Annotated in this window: 17 protein-coding genes; 7 read left to right on the top strand and 10 right to left on the bottom strand. The window is 65.3% G+C overall.

The features are described 5' to 3' along the window. Positions 1-2: 2 nt before the first annotated feature. From SOM61_RS06345 to SOM61_RS06315, 7 genes are all read right to left on the bottom strand, one after another. On the bottom strand, positions 3-887 hold the full coding sequence (locus tag SOM61_RS06345; RefSeq protein ID WP_320473314.1) for a DUF58 domain-containing protein: 885 nt from the start codon (positions 885-887) through the stop codon (positions 3-5). 14 nt (positions 888-901) lie between these two features. After that, complete coding sequence (locus tag SOM61_RS06340) at positions 902-1,906, bottom strand: AAA family ATPase (protein ID WP_320473313.1); 1,005 nt, start codon at positions 1,904-1,906, stop codon at positions 902-904. A gap of 3 nt (positions 1,907-1,909) precedes the next feature. Beyond that, a complete protein-coding gene (locus tag SOM61_RS06335) occupies positions 1,910-2,533 on the bottom strand; it encodes a DUF4159 domain-containing protein (RefSeq protein ID WP_320473312.1) in 624 nt (207 codons plus the stop codon). Between the two features lie 15 nt (positions 2,534-2,548). Then, entirely contained in the window at positions 2,549-3,886 is a 1,338-nt protein-coding gene (locus SOM61_RS06330) for a TldD/PmbA family protein (protein ID WP_320473311.1), read from the bottom strand. 10 nt (positions 3,887-3,896) lie between these two features. Then, the gene (locus tag SOM61_RS06325) at positions 3,897-5,534 is read right to left on the bottom strand and encodes a TldD/PmbA family protein (RefSeq protein WP_320473310.1); all 1,638 of its coding nucleotides are present in this window, start codon (positions 5,532-5,534) and stop codon (positions 3,897-3,899) included. Positions 5,535-5,718: 184 nt separating this feature from the next. Continuing rightward, complete coding sequence (locus SOM61_RS06320; RefSeq protein WP_320473309.1) at positions 5,719-7,053, bottom strand: TldD/PmbA family protein; 1,335 nt, start codon at positions 7,051-7,053, stop codon at positions 5,719-5,721. 13 nt (positions 7,054-7,066) lie between these two features. Further along, a complete protein-coding gene (locus tag SOM61_RS06315) occupies positions 7,067-8,701 on the bottom strand; it encodes a TldD/PmbA family protein (protein WP_320473308.1) in 1,635 nt (544 codons plus the stop codon). 330 nt (positions 8,702-9,031) lie between these two features. Between SOM61_RS06315 and SOM61_RS06310 the strand changes: the two genes are divergently transcribed. Both SOM61_RS06310 and SOM61_RS06305 read left to right on the top strand, forming a co-directional pair. Next, positions 9,032-9,817: a class I SAM-dependent methyltransferase gene (locus tag SOM61_RS06310; protein ID WP_320473307.1), complete on the top strand. Its 786-nt coding sequence runs from the start codon at positions 9,032-9,034 to the stop codon at positions 9,815-9,817. Positions 9,818-9,939: 122 nt separating this feature from the next. Continuing rightward, positions 9,940-11,547, top strand: coding sequence for a S1C family serine protease (locus SOM61_RS06305; RefSeq protein WP_320473306.1), 1,608 nt, complete (start codon positions 9,940-9,942; stop codon positions 11,545-11,547). Between the two features lie 193 nt (positions 11,548-11,740). Here SOM61_RS06305 and SOM61_RS06300 read toward each other — a convergent pair whose 3' ends face one another. Then, entirely contained in the window at positions 11,741-13,354 is a 1,614-nt protein-coding gene (locus SOM61_RS06300) for a serine hydrolase (RefSeq protein WP_320473305.1), read from the bottom strand. Next, entirely contained in the window at positions 13,351-15,207 is a 1,857-nt protein-coding gene (locus SOM61_RS06295) for a M1 family metallopeptidase (RefSeq protein WP_320473304.1), read from the bottom strand. Before SOM61_RS06295 ends, SOM61_RS06300 begins: the two co-directional genes overlap by 4 nt. 184 nt (positions 15,208-15,391) lie before the next feature. Here SOM61_RS06295 and SOM61_RS06290 point away from each other — a divergent pair, with 184 nt between their 5' ends. Beyond that, complete coding sequence (locus tag SOM61_RS06290; RefSeq protein ID WP_320473303.1) at positions 15,392-15,967, top strand: TMEM165/GDT1 family protein; 576 nt, start codon at positions 15,392-15,394, stop codon at positions 15,965-15,967. On the opposite strand, the gene SOM61_RS06285 is transcribed toward SOM61_RS06290, so the two are convergent. Next, a complete protein-coding gene (locus SOM61_RS06285; RefSeq protein ID WP_320473302.1) occupies positions 15,964-17,574 on the bottom strand; it encodes a CehA/McbA family metallohydrolase in 1,611 nt (536 codons plus the stop codon). The genes SOM61_RS06290 and SOM61_RS06285 overlap by 4 nt on opposite strands. A 138-nt stretch (positions 17,575-17,712) precedes the next feature. Between SOM61_RS06285 and SOM61_RS06280 the strand changes: the two genes are divergently transcribed. From SOM61_RS06280 to SOM61_RS06265, 4 genes are all read left to right on the top strand, one after another. Further along, positions 17,713-18,615: a LysR family transcriptional regulator gene (locus tag SOM61_RS06280; protein WP_320473301.1), complete on the top strand. Its 903-nt coding sequence runs from the start codon at positions 17,713-17,715 to the stop codon at positions 18,613-18,615. A gap of 62 nt (positions 18,616-18,677) precedes the next feature. Then, a complete protein-coding gene (locus SOM61_RS06275) occupies positions 18,678-19,088 on the top strand; it encodes a RidA family protein (RefSeq protein ID WP_320473300.1) in 411 nt (136 codons plus the stop codon). Positions 19,089-19,220: 132 nt separating this feature from the next. Further along, on the top strand, positions 19,221-21,560 hold the full coding sequence (locus tag SOM61_RS06270) for a GH92 family glycosyl hydrolase (protein ID WP_320473299.1): 2,340 nt from the start codon (positions 19,221-19,223) through the stop codon (positions 21,558-21,560). Between the two features lie 16 nt (positions 21,561-21,576). Continuing rightward, positions 21,577-22,560 (top strand): LacI family DNA-binding transcriptional regulator, encoded by a 984-nt coding sequence (locus SOM61_RS06265; RefSeq protein WP_320473298.1) that lies wholly within the window; start codon positions 21,577-21,579, stop codon positions 22,558-22,560. Positions 22,561-22,563: the final 3 nt, after the last annotated feature.

Below are 22,563 nucleotides of genomic sequence, written 5' to 3'. Positions count from 1 at the left end.
AGTTACCTTCCGGGACGCCGCAACCAGCGCCGCAGCACCTCGATCGGCGACTGCTCGATCGCGGCCAGGGTCAAGGGCATATCGTTCTTGCGGCACTGGGCCGTCACCCCGCTGAAGTGTTCTTCGCGGTTGCGGCGGTAGCCTTCCTTCAGGTCGGCGCCGAAGCGGAACACGCCTTCTTGACGTTCCGGATCGCGGTAGGCCAGGTCGCTGGAAAAGCTGGCGTCGACCTCGGCCTGGGTCTGCAGGCCCAGCACGCGCACGTCGTGGCGCATCTGGCGCAGGCGCGTCAGGGCAACCGACAGCGGCGACGGCCAGTCGAGCAGGTCGCTGGCCGCATAGATCGCGCTCGGCGACTGGGCGAAGTGCAGGCTCGCCTTGAGGGTCGCGGCATCCGGCAGTTCGCCATCCGGTTCGGCGCGCTGGAGCTGGGACAGCACGCGCTGCAAGTGGCGCGGTCCGCGCAAGGCCGGCGTGAACGCCACCTTGCCGCCACCGAGCACCACCAGGCCGAAGGCATCGCCCTGGCGCTGGGCGATCGCGGCGACGCAGCCGAGCAGCATGCGCGCGTAGGCCAGCTTGTCGAGGCCGTCGACGCTGCGGCTTGGTTCGGCCATCGAGGCGCTCGCATCGAGCACCAGCCAGACCGCGACATGGCTGTCGCGCTCGGCCTCGCGCACGAAATAACGGTCGGCGCGCGCCGCCAGTTTCCAGTCGACCCGGCGCCACTCGTCGCCGGGCACATAGGCGCGGTATTCCGAGAACTCGACACCCGCCCCGCGTTCGCGTCCGGCGTGGATGCCGTGGCCCAGGCCGGCCAGCACGTGGCGGATGACGAGGTCGAGCTTCCTTGTATGCGCGATCAGCGCGGTGTTCGCAAGCGACATGGTACGAACGCCGGTTACGGCACCTTGACTTCGTTGCGCAGGGCCTGCAGCACGTCGGCGATGGCGATGCCGTCGGCTTCGGCCTCGAAGTTGCGCAGCACGCGGTGCGCCAGCACCGGCAGCAGCATGGCCCCGATGTCGTCGCGGGTCACCGCCAGCCGGCCCTGCATCAGGGCGCGCGCCTTGGAGGCCAGCACCAGCGCCTGGCCGGCGCGCGGGCCGGCGCCCCAGCCGATGTGCTTTTTCACCGCCTCGACCGTGGTCTCGCTCGGGCGCGTTGCGCGTACCAGGCGCGTCGCATAGCGCACCAGGTGGTCGCCGATCTCGATGTCGCGCACCAGCTGCTGCAGGCGCAGCAGGGTCTCGACGTCCATCACCGGCTCGGCGTCCGAGAGGCCCGCGTGGGTGGTGCGCGAGACCATCAGCACTTCTTCGTCCTCGGTCGGATAGACCACGTCGATGCGCAGCAGGAAGCGGTCGAGCTGGGCCTCGGGCAGCGGATAGGTGCCGGCCTGCTCGATCGGGTTCTGGGTGGCCAGCACGAAGAAAGGACGCGGCAGCTTGTGGGTCTGGCCGGCGAAGGTCACCGAACGCTCCTGCATCGCCTCGAGCAGCGCCGACTGGGTCTTGGGCGGGGCGCGGTTGATCTCGTCGGCCAGCAGCACCTGGGTGAATACCGGGCCGGGCTGGAAGCGGAACACGCGCTGGTGGGTCGCGGCGTCTTCTTCCAGGATCTCGGTGCCGACGATATCCGACGGCATCAGGTCGGGCGTGAACTGCACCCGGCGGAACTGCATGTCGGTGGCTTGCGACAGCGACTTGACGAGCAGGGTCTTGCCCAGCCCCGGCACGCCTTCGACCAGCGCGTGGCCGCCTGCCAGCAGGCAGGTGACGAGCAGGTCGACCACCTCTTCCTGGCCGATGATCACACGCGCCATGCTCGCTTTCAGCGCACCCACTTTCGCCGTCAGGGCGGCGATATCCTGTTCATTCCACGCTACTGCATCTTGTTGCGACACTGGTCATGCTCCCAACGCATATTGAATGATGTTCACCGCGAAGCGGGTGTTGTCGACCGCGAGAAAACGCTTGTTGCGGAAGTCGTAATCCCATTCGCAGCCATAGTCCTTGTTCGAGTACAGCACGCGCGCGCGCCCACCGATCTCGATCGCCTTCAGGTACTCGTGCACCAGGTCGTCGCCCCAGCCATTGAGTTCCATCGACGTCGTCGGCGGCCCGTCCTCGAACTTGAAGAAGCACGAGTACAGCGGATGGTTGTTCGGGATCTTCTTGAGCGCCTGGGCGCCGAAGATCTTCGCCATCTCGGCCTCGAACGACTTGGCGAACAGGCCGTCGATGTCGTGGTTGCAGTCGTCCACGAAGACAAAGCCGCCGCCGCGCACGTACTTCTCGAAATTGCTCCGTTCGGCCGGGGTGAACTGCACCAGCTTGTGGCCGGCCAGGTAGCAGAACGGCGCCTGCAGCATCTTCGGATCCGACAGGGCCACCATGCGCTCGGTCGTATCGACCCGCAACGTGGTGTACTCCACCAGGGAGTTCAGCACGTTGCTGGGCATGCGGATATCTACGTCCCAGTTGCCCGATTCGTACATCAGGCGCGTGAAGTAGAAGTCGTAACTCGCCATGTAAACGCTCTATCGCTAGACCGCGTCGGACAGCGAGGTGAAGTTGAAGTCGCGCACCTTCATCGGCGGCAGCACCATCTGGAACGGCACTTCGTCGCCGCCGATGATCTGCGGCTTGCCCAGTTCGTCGATATTGTTCAGGATCGTGACCGGGCTCTCGTTGAAGCGGAAGTTCTTGAGCGGGTACTTGATCTTGCCGTTCTCGACATAGAAGGTGCCGTCGCGGGTCAGGCCCGTGAGCAGCAGCGACTGCGGATCGACCATGCGGATATACCAGGTGCGGGTGACCACGATGCCCTTCTTGGTGCCGGCGATGAGCTCTTCCAGCGACTTGCTGCCGCCTTCCATGATCATATTGCCGTGGCCCGCGGTGGCGCGCTTGCCGGTCTTCTGGGCCCAGTAGCGCGAGTAGTCGAGCGAGGCGATGCGGCCATCCTTGACCAGCTGGGTGCGTTCGCGCGCCAGCAGCGATTCGTTGTCCCATGGCGCCACCGGCACGTCCTTGTCCCACGGATCGGCCCAGATATTCACCTGGCTGTCGAACAGCTTGTCGCCCAGGCGGTTCTTTCCTCCGGCCTTCGACAGGAAGCTGCGACCCTCGTCGGCCGAGCGCGCATCGAAGGCGCTGAACATATTGCCGAGGATTTCAGAGGTCGCCGCCGGTTCCAGGATCACGGTATAGCGGCCCGGTTCCAGCGCACGCGCCTCGACCGAACGCAGCGCCTTCTCGATCGCCACTTCCGCCGCCTCGCGCGCGTCGAAGCGCGCGGCGTCGACCGCCGAGCGGGTCACCCAGCCCGAACCGCGGCCGTCTTCGGTGCGCGCGGTCAGGGTGAACGACAGGTCGGTGAAGTCCTGGTGGCCGAACACGCCGTTCGAGTTGGCCATGGTCGCAAAGCGTGTGCTGTCGACAAAGTATCCGGCGGTGACCAGCTTGTTCTTGCGCGCCAGCTCGATGCAGGTTGCCGCCACCTCGGCCCGGAAGTCCGGGTCGATCGCCGCGGTCTTGGGTACGAAGGTCGTGGTGGCGCGGTATTCCTGCTTCGCGATGGCCGGCATGAACTCTGGATTCTCGGGCGCCAGCTTGGCCAGTTCCTCGGCGCGGCGCACGGCTTTTTCCAGCGACTTGTCGTCGAACTCATTGACCACGGCGGTGCCGCTGCGCTTGCCGAACGCCACGCGCACGTTCAGCTGCATGTCTTCGGTCAGGCCGGCGGTCGACACGCTATTGCGCGCGAAGCGCACGTTGCCGACACGGCTGCCTTCGATCGCCACCGTGCACTCGTCGGCTTTCGACAACGCCAGCACGCGATCGGTGATGCGTTTTGCTTGCTCTTGATTCAGCGCTTTCATCCTGGTCTCCTTATCCGATCTTGCGTGCGGTATTGATGACGTTGATGCCGTTGAAGCGGGTGGTGCTCGATCCGTGCGACACCGCGCTCACCTGGCTTGGCTGGCCCTTGCCATCGAAGAAGGAACCGCCCATGCGCCAGTCGCGCTCATCGCAGATGGCCGAGCAGGCGTTCCAGAATTCCTGGGTATTGGCCTGGTACGCCACATCTTCGAGCGGGCCGGTGATCTTGCCGTTCTTGATCTCGTAGTACAGCGTACCGCCGAACTGGAAGTTGTAGCGCTGCTGGTCGATCGAGTAGGAACCGCGGCCCAGGATGTAGATGCCCTTCTTGACGTCCTTGACCATCTCGTCCGGCGTCAGGCGCGCTTTGCCCGGCTCCAGCGAGACGTTCGGCATGCGCTGGAATTGCACCGTGCTCCAGCTGTCGGCATACGAGCAGCCGTGCGATTCCTTCTCGCCGATGATGTGTGCCTGGTCGCGCGTGGCCTGGTAGTTGACCAGGATGCCGTCGCGGATGATGTCCCATTGCTTGGCCGGCACGCCCTCGTCGTCGTAGCCGATCAGGCCCAGCGAGCCCGGCGTAGTGCGGTCCGCCACGAAGTTGACGCGCTCGGCGCCGTACTTGAATTTCTTGCTCTGCCACTTGTCGAGACCCACGAAGCTGGTGCCGGCGTAGTTGGCTTCGTAGCCGAGCACGCGGTCCAGTTCCGTCGGGTGGCCGACGTTCTCGTGTATCGTCAGGAACAAGTGTTCGGGCGAGAGCACCAGGTCGTACTTGCCCGGCTCGACCGACTTGGCGCTGAGCTTCTCGCGTGCCTGCTTGCCGGCCAGGCGGGCATCCTCGACGATGTCGTAGGACTTGGTGTACAGCGTGGTGACGCCGCCGGCGGCGCGCACCTTGTCTTCAGCGCGGGCGTCGAAATATTCATAGCCCATCGAGGCGGGGGCGCCCAGACCGCCGCGCGAGCGGAACTTGCCGGTCTTCTGGTCGACGGCAGTGGCATTGATCGGGGCCCACAGGCGGTGCACGTCCTGGTCGATGTAAGAGCCGTCGGTCGACGCGAAGTATTTTTGCTGGTTGATCTGGAACAGCGAGGCGGTCATGAAGTTCGCGCCCGCATCCAGGCCGGCCTTGTTGGCGGCGATCAGCATGTCGGCCTTTTCCTTGACCGGCAGGGTGCGCCAATCCTTCTTGATCGGCGTGGCCCACGCCACTTCGCCGACGCCCTTCACCGGCGCCAGGCGCACCGGTTCGGTCTGCAGTTTGGCGTTGGCCTTGGCGATCGCCACCGCCTGGCGCGCGGCCTGGGCGATACCGTCCGCGGTCATGCTGTTGGTCGAGGCGAAGCCATAGGCGCCGTCGGCGATCACGCGGATGCCGACGCCACTCGATTCGGTGTTGTTGATGCTTTCGACGTTCAGGTCGCGCGTGATGATGAACTGGTTCAGGTAGCGGCCGATGCGCACGTCGCAATACGACGCGCCGGCTTGCGTGGCCGCGCCCATCGCGGTATCGGCCAGGACCTTCTTGGCGCTTGCCGCCATCGGTTTGAGCAGGTCTTCGGCCGCGATCGCGTTGCCGAATACCGGAATGAGCAGGGCGCCAGCGGTGCCGGCGCCGATCTGCAGGAATTGTCGACGTTCCATGTGTGTCTTATCCGTTTGCGTTTGCATGTGCTCGCGTTGGCGCTTGCACTTGCGTTAGCGTTGGCACGTCGTTCCCGCGCAGGCGGGAACCTAAGTTTGCATGCGCAGCCACTGCGCTGAAGAACTTGGGTTCCCGCCTGCGCGGGAACGACGGTGCCGGGGTCGCAGGCTAGTCCAGGCCTTGTTACACCGCGTCCGACAGCGACGTGAAGTTGAAGTCGCGGATCTTCATCGCCGGGATCAGCATCGAATAACGCGCTTCATCGGCGCCGATCACGGCCGGCTTGCCGATTTCCTCGATATTGTTCAGCATCGAGACCGGGCTTTCGTTGAAACGGAAGTTCTTGATCGGATGCTTGATCTTGCCGTTTTCGACGTAGAAGGTGCCGTCGCGGGTCAGACCGGTCAGCAGCACCGATTGCGGGTCCACCATGCGGATGTACCAGGTGCGGGTGACCAGCACGCCCTTCTTGGTGTTGGCGATCAGCTCTTCGGTGGTCTTGTTGGTGCCGGCCATGATGATGTTGCCGGCCGCGCCCACCGCGCGCTGCTTCTTCTGCTGCGCCCAGTAGCGCGAGTAGTCGAGGGCGTTGATCTTGCCGTCCTTGACCAGCTCCACGCGTTCGCGCGGCAGCATGTTCTCGTCCCACGGCAGCACGGCGACGTCCTTGTCCCACGGGTCGGACCAGATATTGACCTGGCTGTCGAACAGCTTGTCGCCCAGGCGGTTCTTGCCGCCGGCCTTCGACAGGAAGCTGCGGCCCTCGTCGGCGCGGCGCGCGTCGAAGCCGCCCAGCATAAAGGACAGCAGGTCCGACGTCGCCGCCGGCTCCATGATCACGGTGTAGCGGCCCGGCTCCAGCGCCTTGGCGTCGACCGAGCGCAGTGCCTTCTCGATCGCGATCTCGGCCGCTTCGCGCGGGTCGAACTTGGTGACATCGCGCGCCGAACGCTTGACCCAGCCCGAACCGCGACCGTCTTCGGTACGCACGGTCAGGGTGAAGTCGAGCGAGCTCGAATCCTGGTGGCCGAACAGGCCGTTGGAGTTGGCGATGGTCTCGAAGCTGGTGCGGTCGGTGAAGAAGCCGGCCGAGACCAGGCCGCGCTTGCGGCAGCCCTCGATCGCGTAGGCGGCGGCTTGCGCGCGGTATTCCGGATCGATGTCGGCGGTCTTCTGGACGAAGGTGTCCGACTTCTTGTACTCGGTCTTGGCGATCGCCGGAATGAATTCCGGATTGTCCGGCGCCAGCTTCGCCAGGTCTTCGGCGCGGCGCACCGCGCGCTCGATCGACTTGTCGTCGAATTCATTAATGGTGGCCGTGCCCTGCTTCTTGCCGAAGGCGACCTGCACCTGGATGCGGGTGTCGTCGGCCAGGCCGGCGGTCGACACGGCATTGCGCGCGAAGCGGATATTGCCGATGCGGCTGCCTTCGATATTGACGATGCACTCGTCGGCCTTGGTCAGCGACATCACGCGGTCGCTGATCTTTTTCGTTTGTTCCTGGGTCAAGATGCTCATGTGCGTCCCTGCCTTAGCCGATCTTGCGAGCGGTGTTGATCACGTTGATGCCGTTGAAGCGCGCGGTCGACGAACCGTGCGAGACGATGCTGATCTGCGGCGGCTGTCCTTTGCCGTCGAAGAAGGAGCCGCCCATGCGCCAGTCGCGCTCGTCGCAGATGGCGCTGCAGCCGCCCCAGAATTCCTGGGTGTTCGACTGGTAGGCCACGTCTTCCAGCATCTGGCCGATCTTGCCGTCCTTGATCTCGAAGAACAGCTGGCCGCCGAACTGCGAGTTGTAGCGCTGCTGGTCGATCGAGAACGAACCGTCGCCGATGATGTAGATGCCCTTCTTGATGCCCTTGACCATCTCGTCCGGGGTCAGCCTGGCCTTGCCCGGCGCCAGCGACACGTTCGGCATGCGCTGGAACTGCACCGTGTTCCAGCCGTCCGCGTATGAGCAGCCGTGCGATTCCTTCTCGCCGATGATGTGGGCCTGGTCGCGCGTGGCCTGGAAGTTGACCAGGATGCCGTCCTTGATGATGTCCCAGCGCTTGGTCTTGACGCCTTCGTCGTCGAAGCCGATCGCGCCCAGCGAACCCGGGGTTGTCTTGTCGGCGTACAGGTTGACGATCGGGGCGCCGTACTTGAAGGTCTTGGACTTGAGCTTGTCGACCGTGGCGAAGCTGGTGCCGGCGTAGTTGGCCTCGTAGCCCAGCACGCGATCGAGTTCGGTCGGGTGGCCGACGTTCTCGTGGATGGTCAGCCACAGGTGTTCCGGCGACAGCATCAGGTCGTACTTGCCCGGCTGGACCGACTTGGCGGTCAGCTTGCGCTTGGCGTCGCGGCCTGCGGCGCGCGCGTCCTCGACGATGTCGTAGGTCTCGGTGTACAGGGTGGCGACGCCGCCGGCGGCCTTGATCTTGTGCTCGGGGCGGGCGTCGAAGTATTCATAGCCCTTGCCCACCGGGGAGCTCAGGCCGTCGCGCGAGCGGAACTTGCCGGTGGCCTTGTCGACCGCGGTGGCCGACAGCGGCGCCCACAGGCGATGCACGTCCTGGTCGATATACGAGCCGTCGGTCGATGCGAAGTACTTCTGCTGGTTCACCTGGAACAGCATCGTGCGCATGAAGTTGGCGCCGCCTTCCATGCCCGCCTTGTTGGCGGCGATCAGCATGTCGGTCTTCTCCGCGATCGGCACCGTGCGCCAGTCCTTGGTGTACGGCGTGCTCCACGAAACCTCACCGACGCCCTTGACTGGTGCAAGCTGCACCGGTTCGGTCTGCAGTTTCGCGTTCGCCTTGGCGATCGCCACGGCCTGGCGCGCCGCGTTGGCGATGCCGTCGTTCGACATGTCCGAGGTCGCGGCGAAGCCGTAGGCGCCATTCACGATCACGCGCACGCCGACGCCGGCCGATTCGGTATTGGCCACGTTCTCGACGTTCAGGTCGCGGGTGGTGATGAACTGGTTGAGGTAGCGGCCGAGGCGTACGTCGGCGTAGCTGGCGCCAGCCTTGGTGGCGGCGTTCAGCGCGACGTCGGCCAGGGCCTTCTTGGCGGCGACGGGCATCGTGCTGACCAGTTCCTCGGCAGCGATCGCGCGACCGAATGGCAGCAGCATCGAGGCTGCGGCCAGGCTGCTGAGATTGAGAAAGGTACGGCGTTCCATGTGTTCTCCTGAATGACCTACTTCCGGGCAGCGGTTCCGCAAAACAGCTCGGCGCCGCTCTTGTATGTACATCGCTTTTGTTGTGGATTTGCCTGTGTGCCACGCGGCAAACCTCTCAACGATAGCATCGACTTAACGTTTTGAATAGGCAATCTTTGTGCCACCTCAATGCAGTGTTCTCTGCCTGTGCTAGGCACTGTCTGTACGATGAACGTTCTTCGTATATGTATATACGGGGAACGCTTGACTATGGAGGTTGCCTGTTCGATCATCTTCGGGTTGACGGCGGCGAACCGCCTGCCGTCCGACCCACCACGGAGACCTCGCACGATGAAACGACTGATCCTGGCCGCGATGCTGGCAACCGGCCTTGCCGGCGCCGCGCACGCGGACGACGCCCTGAAATCCGCCATCGCCGGCGAACACCGCGCCGCCGCCAACAAGGCCCGCGACACCTACCGCCATCCTTACGAAACCCTGACCTTCTTCGGCATCAAGCCGACCATGACGGTGATCGAGCTGTCGCCGGGCGGCGGCTGGTACACCGAGATCCTGGCGCCCTACCTGCGCGACCAGGGCAAGCTGTATGGCGCCGTGCCGGACGCCGAAAGCCGAGGCGGCAAGGCCTTCCGCGACAGGCTGGCGGCCAATGGCGCCGTGTACGGCAAGGTGACCCCGGTCCAGTTCGCGCCACCAGGCAGCATCGCGCTGGGCGCACCGAACAGCGTCGACATGGTGGTCACCTTCCGCAACCTGCACAACTGGCTGGGTAACGGCGAAGACGCCGTGCTCACGGTCCTGAAAGAAGCGCACAAGGTCCTGAAACCGGGCGGCGTGCTGGGCGTGGTCGAGCACCGCCTGCCGGCGAAGATGGAGCAGGATGCCAAGGCCTCGAGCGGCTACATGCACGAGGCATATGTGATCCGCATGGCTGAACGCGCTGGCTTCAAGCTGGCCGCCAAGTCGGAGGTGAACGCCAATCCGAAGGACACCGCCGACCATGAAAAAGGCGTGTGGACCCTGCCGCCGGTGCTGTCCAACAAGGACAAGTACCGCGAGAAGTACCTCGCCATCGGCGAGAGCGACCGCATGACGCTCAAGTTCGTCAAGCAGTAAGCATCGCCGCCACGTCGCGGAGGAAGGCCATGCCATCCTCCGCGACGATTCTCGTGTTTCCTTTTGCGCCGCCTGTAGTTATTCTTCTGGATGCATCCTGAACCGTCCAACCGAAGGAAACCATGAAGACTCTGCCGACATTGCGCCTGGCCGCCCTCGCCCTAGCCGTCTGCGGCGCCGCGCACGCCCAGGATACCGTGCCGCCCGAAGCCCAGGCCATGCCTGCTCCAGCGCCCGCCCCGGCGCCCGCCGTTGCTCCCGCCGTTGCTCCCCCTGCCGCCAAGAGCGCCGTGCCCGCGCCGGTCCTGCCCGCGGTCGAGAACTCGGTGGTGAAGATCTTCGCCACGATCCGCCGCCCCGAACCCTATAAACCCTGGACCAAGGCGGCGCCAGCCTCGGTCACCGGTTCCGGCGTCATCATCGAGGGCAAGCGCATCCTGACCAATGCCCACGTGGTCGGCTATGCCAGCCAGGTCGAGGTGCAGGCCAGCCAGTCCGGCGACAAGGTGGCGGCCAAGGTGATCGCGCTGGCGCGCGGCATCGACCTGGCCGTGCTGGAACTGGAAGACCCGTCCTTCTTCGACAAGCGTCCGCCGGTGCCGCGGGCGCCCGTGCTGCCCGACGTGCGCCAGCAGGTGTTCGCCTATGGCTATCCGGTCGGCGGCAACTCGCTATCGACCACCACCGGCATCGTCTCGCGCGTGGAGTTCGTCAACTACGGCGCCTTCAGCTCGGGCCTGCGGATCCAGATCGACGCCCCGATCAATCCCGGCAACAGCGGCGGCCCGGTGATCTCGGGCGAGCGCATGGTCGGCCTGGCCTTCGCTGGCGCGGCCAATGCCCAGAACATCGGCTATGTGATCCCCAACGAGGAAATCGAACTGTTCCTGCGCGACGTGGCCGATGGCCGCTACGATGGCAAGCCGCTGCTGCACGACAGCGTGCAGACGCTGGAGAACCCGGCGCTGCGCCAGTTCCTCAAGCTCGACAAATCGGTCGAAGGCGCGGTGGTGCACCGCCCCTACCGGGTCGACGCCAGCTGGCCGCTGAAGGAATGGGACGTGATCACCCATATCGGCGAGTACGCGGTCGACAACCAGGGCATGGTCAAGCTGGGCTCGAACCTGCGCGTGCGCTTCCAGTACCGCATCCAGCAGGTGGCGAAGAACGGCAAGGTGCCGATGACGATCATCCGCGGCGGCAAGGAGAATAAGGTCGAGGTGCCGGCCACCGGCCCGCGCCCACTCCTGATCTCGGACCTGGACGGCGGCTATCCGTCCTATTTCATCTACGGCCCGGTCACCTTCTCGCGCGCCACCAGCGAATTCATGGCTTTCGTGGCCGGCAGCGCGCCGGGGATGAACGCGTATGCCTTCAACGCCAGCCCCCTGGTCACGCGGCGCGGCGATTCGCCCACGCCGGAGCGTGAAGAACTGGTGGTGATCAGCGCGCCGTTCTTCCCGCACAAGCTGGTGAGCGGCTATAACAACCGCTTCGGCTCGGTGATCGAATCGGTAAACGGCCAGCCGGTACGCAGCCTGCGCCACCTGGTGGAACTGCTGCGCGACCTGAAGGACGACCAGGTGGTGCTGCGCTTCGACCAGCGCTATGGCGAGACCATGATCCTGCCGCGCCAGGCGACGCTGGCGGCGACCGAGTCGATCCTGTCGGATAACGGGATCAGGACGCAGGGGTCGGAGGATATGATGAAGGTGTGGGAGCGTAAATAAGCGCTTGTGATACGCGTGCGAACTTGGATCCCCGCCTGCGCGGGGACGACGTACCAGCTCATGCGGCTAGAGGATGCACTATTGCCCGCTGCCCATGCACGTCGTTCCCGCGCAGGCGGGAACCCAAGGCCCACGAGCCGCCACAAACTCGACGCACACAAGAAAACGCCCGCATATCCGCGGGCGTTTTTGCTTACTTCGCCTTTTTCACCGGCGTAAACAGCAAGTCCTGGAAGTCGTAGCTGAAGTCCGTCTCGGTCGACACCGGCTTCATCCGCATCCGCTCGATCGAGCCGTCATGGTCCAGCGAGAAGGTCGCATAGGCGTCGGCGTTGAAGTTGCGTTCCTTCCAGCGCACGATGAAGGTATCGTGCTGGAAGTGCTCCATCTCGCCGGTCAGGTCGGGGGTGCGCGAGAACGTCATTACCAGCTTGCTGCCCTGGCGCTTGACGATCGCCTTGCCATACCACGCATCTTCGTACTCGCCCTCGTAGTCCCACAGCGGCAGCGACGGCTTCGAAGCCTTGGCGCGGCTGGCGGTCTCGGTCTTCACGCGCGCCGCTTCCTTCTGGCTCGCTTCCTCGGCAACGGCGGCGATGCGGCCGATCCAGTCGGTCGGCGCCACGCCCAGGTACTGGTCCAGCAGGCGGTATTGCAGCGCATTGAGCGACGGGCCGCTTTCGGCATTGGTGAAGATCGCGATGCCCAGCTTCGCTTCCGGCACCAGCAGCACTCGGGAATAGAAGCCCTGCAGTGCGCCACCGTGCATCGCCACCAGCTTGCCCTGGTAGTCGCGTAGCTGGAAGCCCAGGCCATAGGCGAAGAAGTTCGGCTTGGTCGCCGCCAGCGGCGGACGCGGCTCGTTGATCTTCATCGGCGTCTGCGCGGTCCACATCTCGCGCGCCTGTTTCTCGGACCACAGACGCACTTCCTTGCCGCCGGCAGCCTGAGGGACGCGGCCCTGGTCGAGCAGCACGTTCATCCAGCGCGCGATGTCCTCGGCATTGGTGTTGATGCCCACCGCGCCGATCGCGTTCGCCACCGGCATCGGTTTCACCACTGCCGCCTTGCCATCGATCTTGCTGTGCGGCGCCGACACGTTCATGCCCGGCTTGTGCTGGTCCAGGCTGGTGGTGGTGGCCTGCATGCCGACGGGATCGAGGATCCACTCGCGCATGGTCGCGCCCCAGTCCTTGCCGGATTTCTGGGCGATGATCTTGCCGGCCACGATGTACAGCAGGTTGTCATAGGCGTAGCTGTTGCGGAAGCTCGTCGCCGGCTTGATGTAGCGAAGATTGTGGATGATCTCGTCGGTGCTGAAGGTGGTGGTCGGCCACCACATCAGGTCACCGGCGCCCAGTCCCAGGCCGCTGCGGTGCGTGAGCAGGTCGCGCACCGTCATCTCGGCCGTCACGTACGCATCGTACATGCGGAAATCCGGCAGGTGCTTGATCACCGGGTCATCCCATTCCAGCTTGCCCTGGTCGACCAGCATCGCCAGCCCCGCCGCTGTGAAGGCCTTGGAGTTGGATGCGATCTCGAAGATGGTCTTGCCGTCGACCGGCGTCGGTTCGCCCAGCTTGCGCACGCCAAAGCCCTGGGTGACGACGACCTTGCCGTCCTTGACCACCGCGATGGCGATGCCGGGGACGTCGAAGGTTTTCAACACACGACTGACGTCGGCTTCCAGGTTGTAGGCAGGCGCCGCCGCGGCGGCGGCTGGCGCAGCGGCGGTCTGCGCATTGGCGCCGCCGGCCGCGCACAGGGCCAGCAGCAGCGCACCGGCGAGTCGATTCATGATCATCATTGCTTGCCCATCGCCTTGTCGACGCTCGACTGCGTCTCTGGGTGATAACGCTCGCGCGCCTTCTTGTAGATGCCTTCGGCCCAGGCGCGGTCTTCCGGTTTCTCGCGCAGCGCGGCGTACAGCGGCACCACGAACTTCTGGCGGCCCACGCTCATCAGGAACGCTTCGAGCTGCCCACGCACGGCGCGGTAGCCGGCGTGCACCGAGGCGCGGTAGAAGCGGAACGCGACTTCGTTGTTCTTCGTGTTGGCCAGGTCATAAACGCGGTCCAGCTCTGCGAGCTTGTTCGCATCGGCCTTGTTGTCGATATCGTTCAGGAACTTCATCCACTCGGCGGCATTCCAGTCCTTGGCCTTCAGCTGCTCGGTCGAGACAGTTCCCTTGACCCAACCGTCGATCGAGGCATTCAGCTGTGCCAGGCGCTGCGACACGGCCTGCTTCCCGCTTTGCGGGATGCCGGGACCGTAGATCCACTCATCCAGCTCGGCCTCGCTCATGATCTTTGGATTCTTGGCCAGCAGATTCTTGCGCAGGTAGTCCAGGAACTGGTCGTTGGTCACGCTCTGGAAGGCGTGGCCGTCGAACCAGCCGCGCAGGAAGGTGTCGAAGGCGGCGCGGCCGGCGCGCTGCTCGAGCGTGTGCAGGAACCAGGCGCCCTTCGGATAGGCCAGCGAGGTGTCCGGATAGTACTCGGCCGAGGTGTCCGGCTGGCGCGAGACCAGCGCCTGCTTGGCGGGCGGCAGGTCCTTCAGCATCTCCAGCGCCTCTTCCTGCTCCAGCTGCAGGTTCATGAGGGCGGTTTCCTTGCCGTAGATCTCCTCCAGGATGCGGGTGGTGACGTAGGTGGTGAAACCTTCGTTGAGCCACCAGTGCTTCCAGGACGAATTGGTCACCAGATTGCCCGACCAGCTGTGCGCCAGCTCGTGGGCGATCAGGTCGACCAGGCTGCGGTCGCCCGCGATCATGGTCGGGGTCAGGAAGGTCAGGCGCGGGTTCTCCATGCCGCCGATCGGGAACGATGGCGGCAGGATCAGCATGTCGTAACGTCCCCAGCGATACGGACCGTACAGCTTCTCGGCCGCTTCGACCATCTTCTCGGTGTCGGCCAGCTCGTATTCGGCGGCCTTGATCCGTTGCGGCTCGGCGTAGACGCCGGTGCGTCCGCCCAGCGTGGCCGCTTCGAGCTCGCCGATGCCGATCGCCAGCAGGTAGGAAGGAATCGGCTGCGGCATATTGAACTTCCAGCCACCCTTGCCGGTGGCCTTCATGTCGTTATCGGCGCTCATCACCACGCGCAGGCCTTGCGGCGCCTCGATGCGCGCGCTATAGGTGAAGCGCACTGCCGGCGTATCCTGGATCGGCACCCAGGAGCGGGCATTGATGGCCTGCGACTGGCTGAACATGAACGGGTACTTGCCCGACATCGTCTGCACCGGCTGCAGCCATTGCAGCGCGGTGGCGGTCGGCGCGGTGCGGTAGTGGATGCGCACTTTCTTCTGCTGGCCCGGCAGCTTGACGTGCAGCGGCTGGCCCTTCTCTTCGTCGAACTTGCCGAGCGAGTAGTCGGCCTTGCGCCATGCGCCTTTCGCATCCTGCGCCTCGATCTTCGAGATCGTCAGCTCGCGCGTGTCCAGGTCGAGCGTGGTCGCCTTCTTGTCCAGCCAGTCCAGGGTCAGTTCGGCATAGCCGTCCAGGCTTTTCTTCGCGAAGTCGGCCTTCAGGTCCAGGTGCAGCGCCGTGGTCTTGACCTGGTCGTATTTGGCGTAGCTGAGGGGATCGAGGGCGAAGGCGTAGGCGCTCCAGGCGCTCAGGAAGGCGGCGGTACTCGCGCGCAGCAGGGTGCTTTGGTTCATGGTCTCTCGCAGGGGAAGGTGTGCCCGGCAGGCCGGGGGCGGGTGCAGGATAGCATGCACGCCTGGGCGGCGGAAGCGGGCCGGCGTCGGCATCGCGCCCGATAAATACGCGTGCGGACGGGCGAAAACGGGGCAGGCTCTGCTATGATCGCGGCCTTCCTCCTGCTGTGTAATCACCCGACTGATGGACGCCTTTCTCGTCTCGACCGGCATCGTGGGCCTCGCCGAGATCGGCGACAAGACCCAGTTGCTGGCCTTCCTGCTCGCCGCGCGCTTTCGCCGCCCACTGCCGATCGTGCTCGGCATCTTCGTCGCGACGGTGGCCAACCACGCCTTTGCCGCCGCCGTCGGCGCGCTGGTCAGCCAGCTGCTGGGCGCCGGCACGATGCGCTGGGTGCTGGGCCTGTCCTTCCTCGGGATGGCCGCATGGGTATTGACGCCGGACGAGATCGACGCCGAAGAAGCGCAGCTGGCGAAGTACGGCGTGTTCCTGACCACCCTGATCGCCTTCTTCGTGGCCGAGATGGGCGACAAGACGCAGGTCGCCACCGTGGCGCTGGCCGCACGCTATGAATCGATGGCCGCCATCGTCGCTGGCACTACCTTCGGCATGATGCTGGCCAACGTGCCGGCCGTGTACTTCGGCGAACGCATCGCGAACCGCGTGCCGCTCAAGCTCGTGCACGGCATCGCCGCGCTGATCTTCGCGGTGCTCGGCATCGCGACCCTGCTGGGGATGGGCGAAGGCCTGGGGTTTTAGTCTTCCTGCGTGATCCACACCGGCGCCGACCACAGCACGTTGCCATCGTCCTGGGTCACTTTCGCATAATAGAAGTGCGCCCCCGGGATCGGGGTGAAGGTGGTTTCGGCCTGGTCCGACATCTGCGTGACCGTGCCCTTGCGGCCAGGGACGCCTTCCATGATCGCGACCGAAGCTGCCTTTTTGCCTGTCGAATTCGCAAAGTTCGCCACCAGCGCGAGCGGCCCGCGATTGGTGAAGCGCTCGCCCATCAGGCGGCCGTTCGCGGTCAGGACCAGTTGCGAATCCTTGTCCATCGTTGCGAACACGCGGCGCGCCTTGAGCGCCTCGACGAAGCTGGCACGGCTCAGGACCGTGTTCGACGGCAGCAGCACGCCGGTGCGGTTGGTGAAGGATGCCCCCCAGTTGGCGCAGTGGTTGTCCTGGTTGGTGCTGAAGGCCAGGCGATAGCCCGCTTCCAGCAAACGGTTGCAGGCGCCTTCGAAATTGCTGCGGCGGGTCTCGGTCTCGCTGACGTTGGTCGAGAACGCGGTGCTGTTCATCACCTCGCACAAGGCCATCGCCTCGCCGCCGTCCTCGGTGTAGGCCAGCGGCACGCCATCGACCTGGAACTGGCCCGAGTGCGCCGGATGGTTGAACTGCCCTACCCAGCCACGCTCGCGCATCAGCGTGTACAGGGCCGCGTAGTCGCCGCGCGGCGTGCGCGTGTCGGCCATCAGCTCGCCCTTCGCATTGGTCTCCCAGCCCAGCAGCTCGTCGCTGTTGAAGATGTTGATATGGCCGCCGTTGTTGATGACGCCCCATTCCAGGCCGTACACCGCGAGGAAATCCGGGTGTTTTTTGGAGAAGCCGGCGGCGCTTTCCAGGCCGGCGCGGTACAGGGCCCTGGCGGCGGCGGGGTCGGCGTCCGGCGCGCTGCCTTCGGAGCCGTCGTACATGTGGTTGTGTTCCGAGGCGACCAGGATGTCGAGGCCGCGGCCGCGCGCATAGGCGAAGGCATCATCCGGGCCGTGCGGCGCCTTCAGGGGCGATTGCGAGCCCTTGCATTCGGCGATGTCGGCGCCGCCGTCGCTGTGGTTGGTCTGGCTGTGCAGGTTGCCCAGATAGACCGTGTAGGGCAGCGCGCCGGGCGCGGCGACGGCCGCCGGCTCGAAGGCGCGCGGCAGCGGCGAGAAGGCCGGCATGGCAGGCAGCAGCGGCGCGCCGACCGCGATCTCCCAGTCCTGTTCTATTTCTTCATGTCCGTCGCCGCGCACGGTCGCGCGCAGCCGGACCCGGTAGATGCCGCTCGGCGCCGGAGACAATCCCAGGCGGCCGGACCAGGGCACGGCGACCGTCATTTCATCGCCCGTGAACGGCGCCGCGCCGCGCCAGCGCAGGGCGACGCGGCCGTCGGGGCGCATCAGTTCCACCCGCCAGTCGACGGTGTCCGCGCGCGCCAGGCCGGGATAGGCGAAGTGCAGGGTGAAGGTCCGCCCCTGGGCCGCGCCGGCCTGAAACGGCGCGAGCAGGGTGGCTTCGAATTCCTGGTGTTCTGCGGGGGCGGCTTGCGCCAGGCTGCAGCACAGCGACAGGGCCAGAAGTGGGGGCAGGAATGAGGTTTTCATGATGCAATTTTTGCAATTTCATGCCTCATTCATATTGACCAGTCTCCCGAGAAAATTGTCATTTCGTCCATTTAATTTGATGAATTTCAATCATGACAACTTGCACCGCGCGGAATAGCCGTTTATGTTGACTGCCTCATGATCGACAAGCTCGAAATCACCCACCTGCGCACGCTCGACGCCTTGAACCGCTTCGACACCATCTCGGCGGCGGCCGAGCACCTGGACGTCTCGCAGCAGGCAGTCAGCCTGCAGCTGAAGAAGATCCGCACCATCCTGGGCGACCCGCTGTTCGTGCGCACCGGCCAGGGCATGGCGCCGACGCCCTATGCGAAACTGATCGCGCCGCACATCGGCCAGGTGCTGGCCCAGTTGAACGGGATTCCCCTGCCCTTCGAGGTCCGCCCCGAACACGCCGAACGCACGCTGATCATCTCGGGCACCGACTACACCCAGAAGTTGATCGTGGCCGACCTGGTGCGCGTGCTGCGGCGCGAGGCGCCGAAGGTGAAGGTGGCGGTGGTCGACATCGAGGTCAGCGCCCTCACCCGCAAGCTGCACCAGGGCGACATCGACCTGATTTTCACGGTGGACGGTTATGTCGCGCCCGGCCTCGTCACGCAGCCGCTGTTCATCGAGCAGTACCGCTGCGTCACCGGCAACCGCGCACTGGCCGGCGGCGGCGCCATGCCGCTCGAGCAGTTGGTGGAGCACGACTTCATCGTCACCAACCCGGGCATGGCCAGTTTCACGGGATCGGCCGACGGCTGGTTCGCGCGCCAGGGATTGCAGCGGCGGGTGGTGGCGTCGGCGCCGTCCTTCTTCATGGCGCTGGAATACCTGAAGGGATCGAATCTCGTCGCCTTCATGCCATCGCGCCTGCTGCCCTGCGAGGGCGTATTCGAGATCGCGCTGCTGAAGTACCCGCCGGGCTACCAGGTGGTGGCCGCCCACCATTCGAATGTGCAGAACGATCCCTTCATTGCCTGGCTGCTCGAGCGGGTCAAGGCCCGCCTTGTATCGGCTACAAGCGAGGCTTGATTGCCACGGCCCGTCTGCTTGCCTAAGCTGACGCCCTTCCCATCAACGGCAAAGGTCCCCGCATGAGCATCGAACGCATCAATCCGCCTGCACTGTACGACGGCGCCCCGCATGGCCTGTCCCACGCAACCATCGACCATGACACCAGCCTGGTGTTCGTGTCGGGCCAGGTCGACTGGGACCGCGAGTACAAGGTCAGGCACACCACCCTGGCCGAGCAGACCGAAGGCGCGGCGCGCAACCTGATCGCGGTGCTGGAGGCGGCCGGGTCCTCGGTCGAGCAGATCCTGCAGCTGCGCGTCTACGTGCGCGGCGAGATCGGCGAGCACCTCGAGACCGTGGCGCCGATCCTGGTGCAGCACCTCGGCCTGCCGCGCCCGGCCCTGACCGGCATCGGCGTGGCCTCGCTGGCGTCGCCCGACACCCTGGTCGAAATCGAGGCGGTGGCCAAGCGTCGCGCGCAAAATGTTTAGTAAACCGGCTAAACAGATGGGCTGAAAGACGGTAAGGATTGCCCGGAAACCAGTCTCCACATATAAGTTGCATTTGGGTATAGTGCAAAAAAACAGGCGGCGCCCATCGCTGCCGCCACGCGTGGAGACCTCATGACGGCCAGACTCACTTTCGGACAACTCTCGATCGCCGCCAGTGCGGCATTCCTGTTTAGTGCAACTCCCGCCCTGGCCGCCCCGCCGGGCAGCCCGGCCGAAGCCGTGGACGTCTTCATCGGCACCGGCGGCGATGGCCACACCTTCCCCGGCGCCAGCCGCCCCTTCGGCATGGTGCAGCTTAGCCCCGACACCCAGCATCGCCACTTCAGGCAGAGCTATCCCTGGGCCTCGGGCTACAACTACACCGACAGCTCGATCCTCGGCTTCTCGCACACCCACTTCTCGGGCAGCGGCCACTCCGACCTGGGCGACGTGCTGCTGATGCCCTACAGCGGCGAGACCAAGCTGGAGCCGGGCTATCCGGAGCGTCCGTTCTCGGGCTACCGTTCGCGCTTCTCGCACGACCAGGAAAAGGCCGAACCGGGCTACTATGCCGTGCGCCTGAAGGACCATGAAGTCGACGTCGAGCTGACCGCCAGCGAGCGGGTGGGCCTGCACCGTTATAAATTCAAGGCCGGCGAGCCGGCCAAGGTGCTGCTCGACCTACGCACCAGCATCTACAACTACGACGAGAAGAACCTGTGGGCGCGCCTGCGCGTTCGCAACAGCACCACCATCACCGGCATGCGCGAGACGCGCGGCTGGGCGCCCGGCCGCCAGGTGCACTTCGCGATCCAGTTCTCGCGCCCGATCGACACCCGCCAGCTCCTGAACCGCGAAGAGGCGATCCCCTACCGCGGCTTCGCCCCGCCGGGTAAAACGCCTGGGGACAAGGCGCTCGTCGAAGGCAAGCAGCTGATGGCCGACTTCAACTTCGGCGTGCCGCAGGACGGCACGCTGCTGGTCAAGGTCGCCCTGTCGGCGGTGAGCGAAGACAATGCGATCGCCAACCTGGCCGAGATGCCGGGCTGGGACTTCGACCAGGAGCGCGAGCGCGCCGGCAAGGCCTGGAACGACGCGCTGGGCGCGGTGAAGGTCGAGGCCGAAGGCCCGATGCGCACCAAGTTCTACACCGCCCTGTACCACACCATGCTTGCGCCGTCGCTGTTCATGGACATCGACGGCAGCTACCGCGGCCCGGACAACCAGGTGCACAAGGCGAAGAACTTCCGCTTCCACTCGACCTTCTCGCTGTGGGACACCTACCGCGCGCTGCACCCGCTGCTCACCATCGTCGCGCCCGAGCAGCGCAATGCCGACTTCGTGAACTCGCTGATCGCCTCGCAGCAGCACAGCCCCTACGGCATCCTGCCGGTATGGCAGTTCCACGGCCTGGAAACCTGGTGCATGATCGGCTACCACGCGGTGCCGGTGATCGCCGACGCCTACATGAAGGGCATCCGCGGCTTCGACGCCGACAAGGCCCTGGCCGCGATGACGGCCAGCGCCGAATACGGTCCCTACGGCGGCCTGGAACACTATATGAAGCTGGGCTACGTGCCGATCGACCTCGAGAAGGAAGCGGCATCCAAGACCGTCGAATACGCCTTCGACGACTGGACCATCGCGCGCATGGCCGAGAAGATGGGCAAGAAGGACATCGCGGCCCGCTATTACAAGCGCGCCCAGAACTACCGCAACGTGTTCGACAAGGAGACCGGTTTTATTCGCGCCCGCAAGTCCACCGGCGAATTCCGCACCCCGTTCAATCCGGAGCAGTCGAACTTCGGCAGCGATTACACCGAGGGCAGCGCCTGGCAGTATTCCTGGTATATGCCGCACGATAACGCCGGCCTGATCTCCTTCCTGGGCGGCGACACCAAGCTGGTGGAGAAGATCGACCAGGTCTTCGACGCCAAGGTCGACGAGACCGTGTACGCCCACATGGAAGACATCTCGGGCCTGATCGGCCACTACGCCCACGGCAACGAACCCTCGCACCACGTGGCCTACCTGTACAACTACGCCGGCGCGCCATGGCGCACCCAGGAACGCCTGGCCAACATCATGGCCACCCAGTACAGCGACAAGCCGGACGGCCTGTCGGGCAACGACGACCTGGGCCAGATGTCGGCCTGGTTCGCCTTCACCGCGCTCGGCTTCTATCCGGTGGCCCCGGCCAGCAACGAGTACGTGATCGGCCGCCCCTTCCTGGACAAGGCGACCCTGAACCTGCCGAACGGGAAGCGCTTCACGGTGCGCGCCGACAACCTCTCGAGCGACAACGGCTACGTCGGCCGCGTGACCCTGAACGGCAAGCCCCTGAACCGCACCTTCATCCGCCACGAGGACATCATGGCCGGCGGCGAACTGGTGTTCACCATGCAGGCCACGCCGAACAAGGACTGGGGCAAGGAGCAGAACGCCCGCCCCTACACGCAAACCCAGTATTGACGAAGGAAAGCGCGCCATGGCCGTCACGATCCGCGACATCGCCCACGCCACGGGCTACTCGATCGGCACGGTCTCGCGCGCGCTGAAGAACCAGGATGGCCTGACCGACAAGACGCGCGAACGCATCTGCGCCGTGGCGCGCGAGATGGGCTACGACTTCGCCAAGCTGCGCGATGGCGACGTGCGCCGCATCGCCTTCTTGTTGCACCGCCAGCACAACACGCAGTCGGCCAGCCCCTTCTACCTGCCGGTGCTGCACGGCGCCGAGGACGCCTGCCGCAAGCGCGGCATCGCGCTCTCGTTCGTGGTGGTGGGCCCGGCCGAGCCGGTGCTCGACCTGGTGCGCCTGCACCAGCCCGACGCCCTGCTGTGCGCCGGCTTCTTCGAACCGGAACTGGTGGCGGCGCTGCGCGACACCGGCAAACCAATGGTGCTGCTCGACATGCGCCTGCCCGGCTACCGCTCGGTCAATCCCGACCACGCCCTGGGCGGCTATCTGGCCACGCGCCACCTGATCCGGCAGGGCCGGCGCCGCATCGCCATGCTCACCGGCCCGCTGGCCCACCACAGCATCCTGGAGCGCTACCGCGGCTTTCGCAAGGCCTTGTTCGAGGCGCGCATGCTGGGCGATCCCGACCTCGAGGTCCAGCTGCCCAGCATCGGCAACAGCCTCGATAACGTGCGCCAGGCGGTCGACGCCCTGCTGGCGCGCCAGCCGCGGCCGGATGCGCTGTTCTGCTACAACGACAGCACGGCGCTGGCCGCCATGCGCCACTGCCTGGAGCGCGGCCTGAAGATCCCGCACGACATCGCGATCGTCGGCTTCGACGACATCAGCGCCGCCTCCAGCGCGATCCCGCCGCTGACCAGCGTCCAGATCGACAAGGACTTGCTGGGACGGATGGGCATCGACTCGCTGCTGGAGAAGGCGGACAGCGCCAGCCTGGAGCAGACGCTCGCGGTCCAGCTGGTGGTGCGCGAGAGCAGCAACGACGACTGAGCT

Source organism: Massilia sp. CFBP9012 (assembly GCF_034045115.1).
GTDB lineage: Bacteria > Pseudomonadota > Gammaproteobacteria > Burkholderiales > Burkholderiaceae_D > Telluria.
The sequence above is the reverse complement of the archived record's forward strand: the minus strand, read 5'-3'. Positions and strand labels throughout refer to the sequence as shown.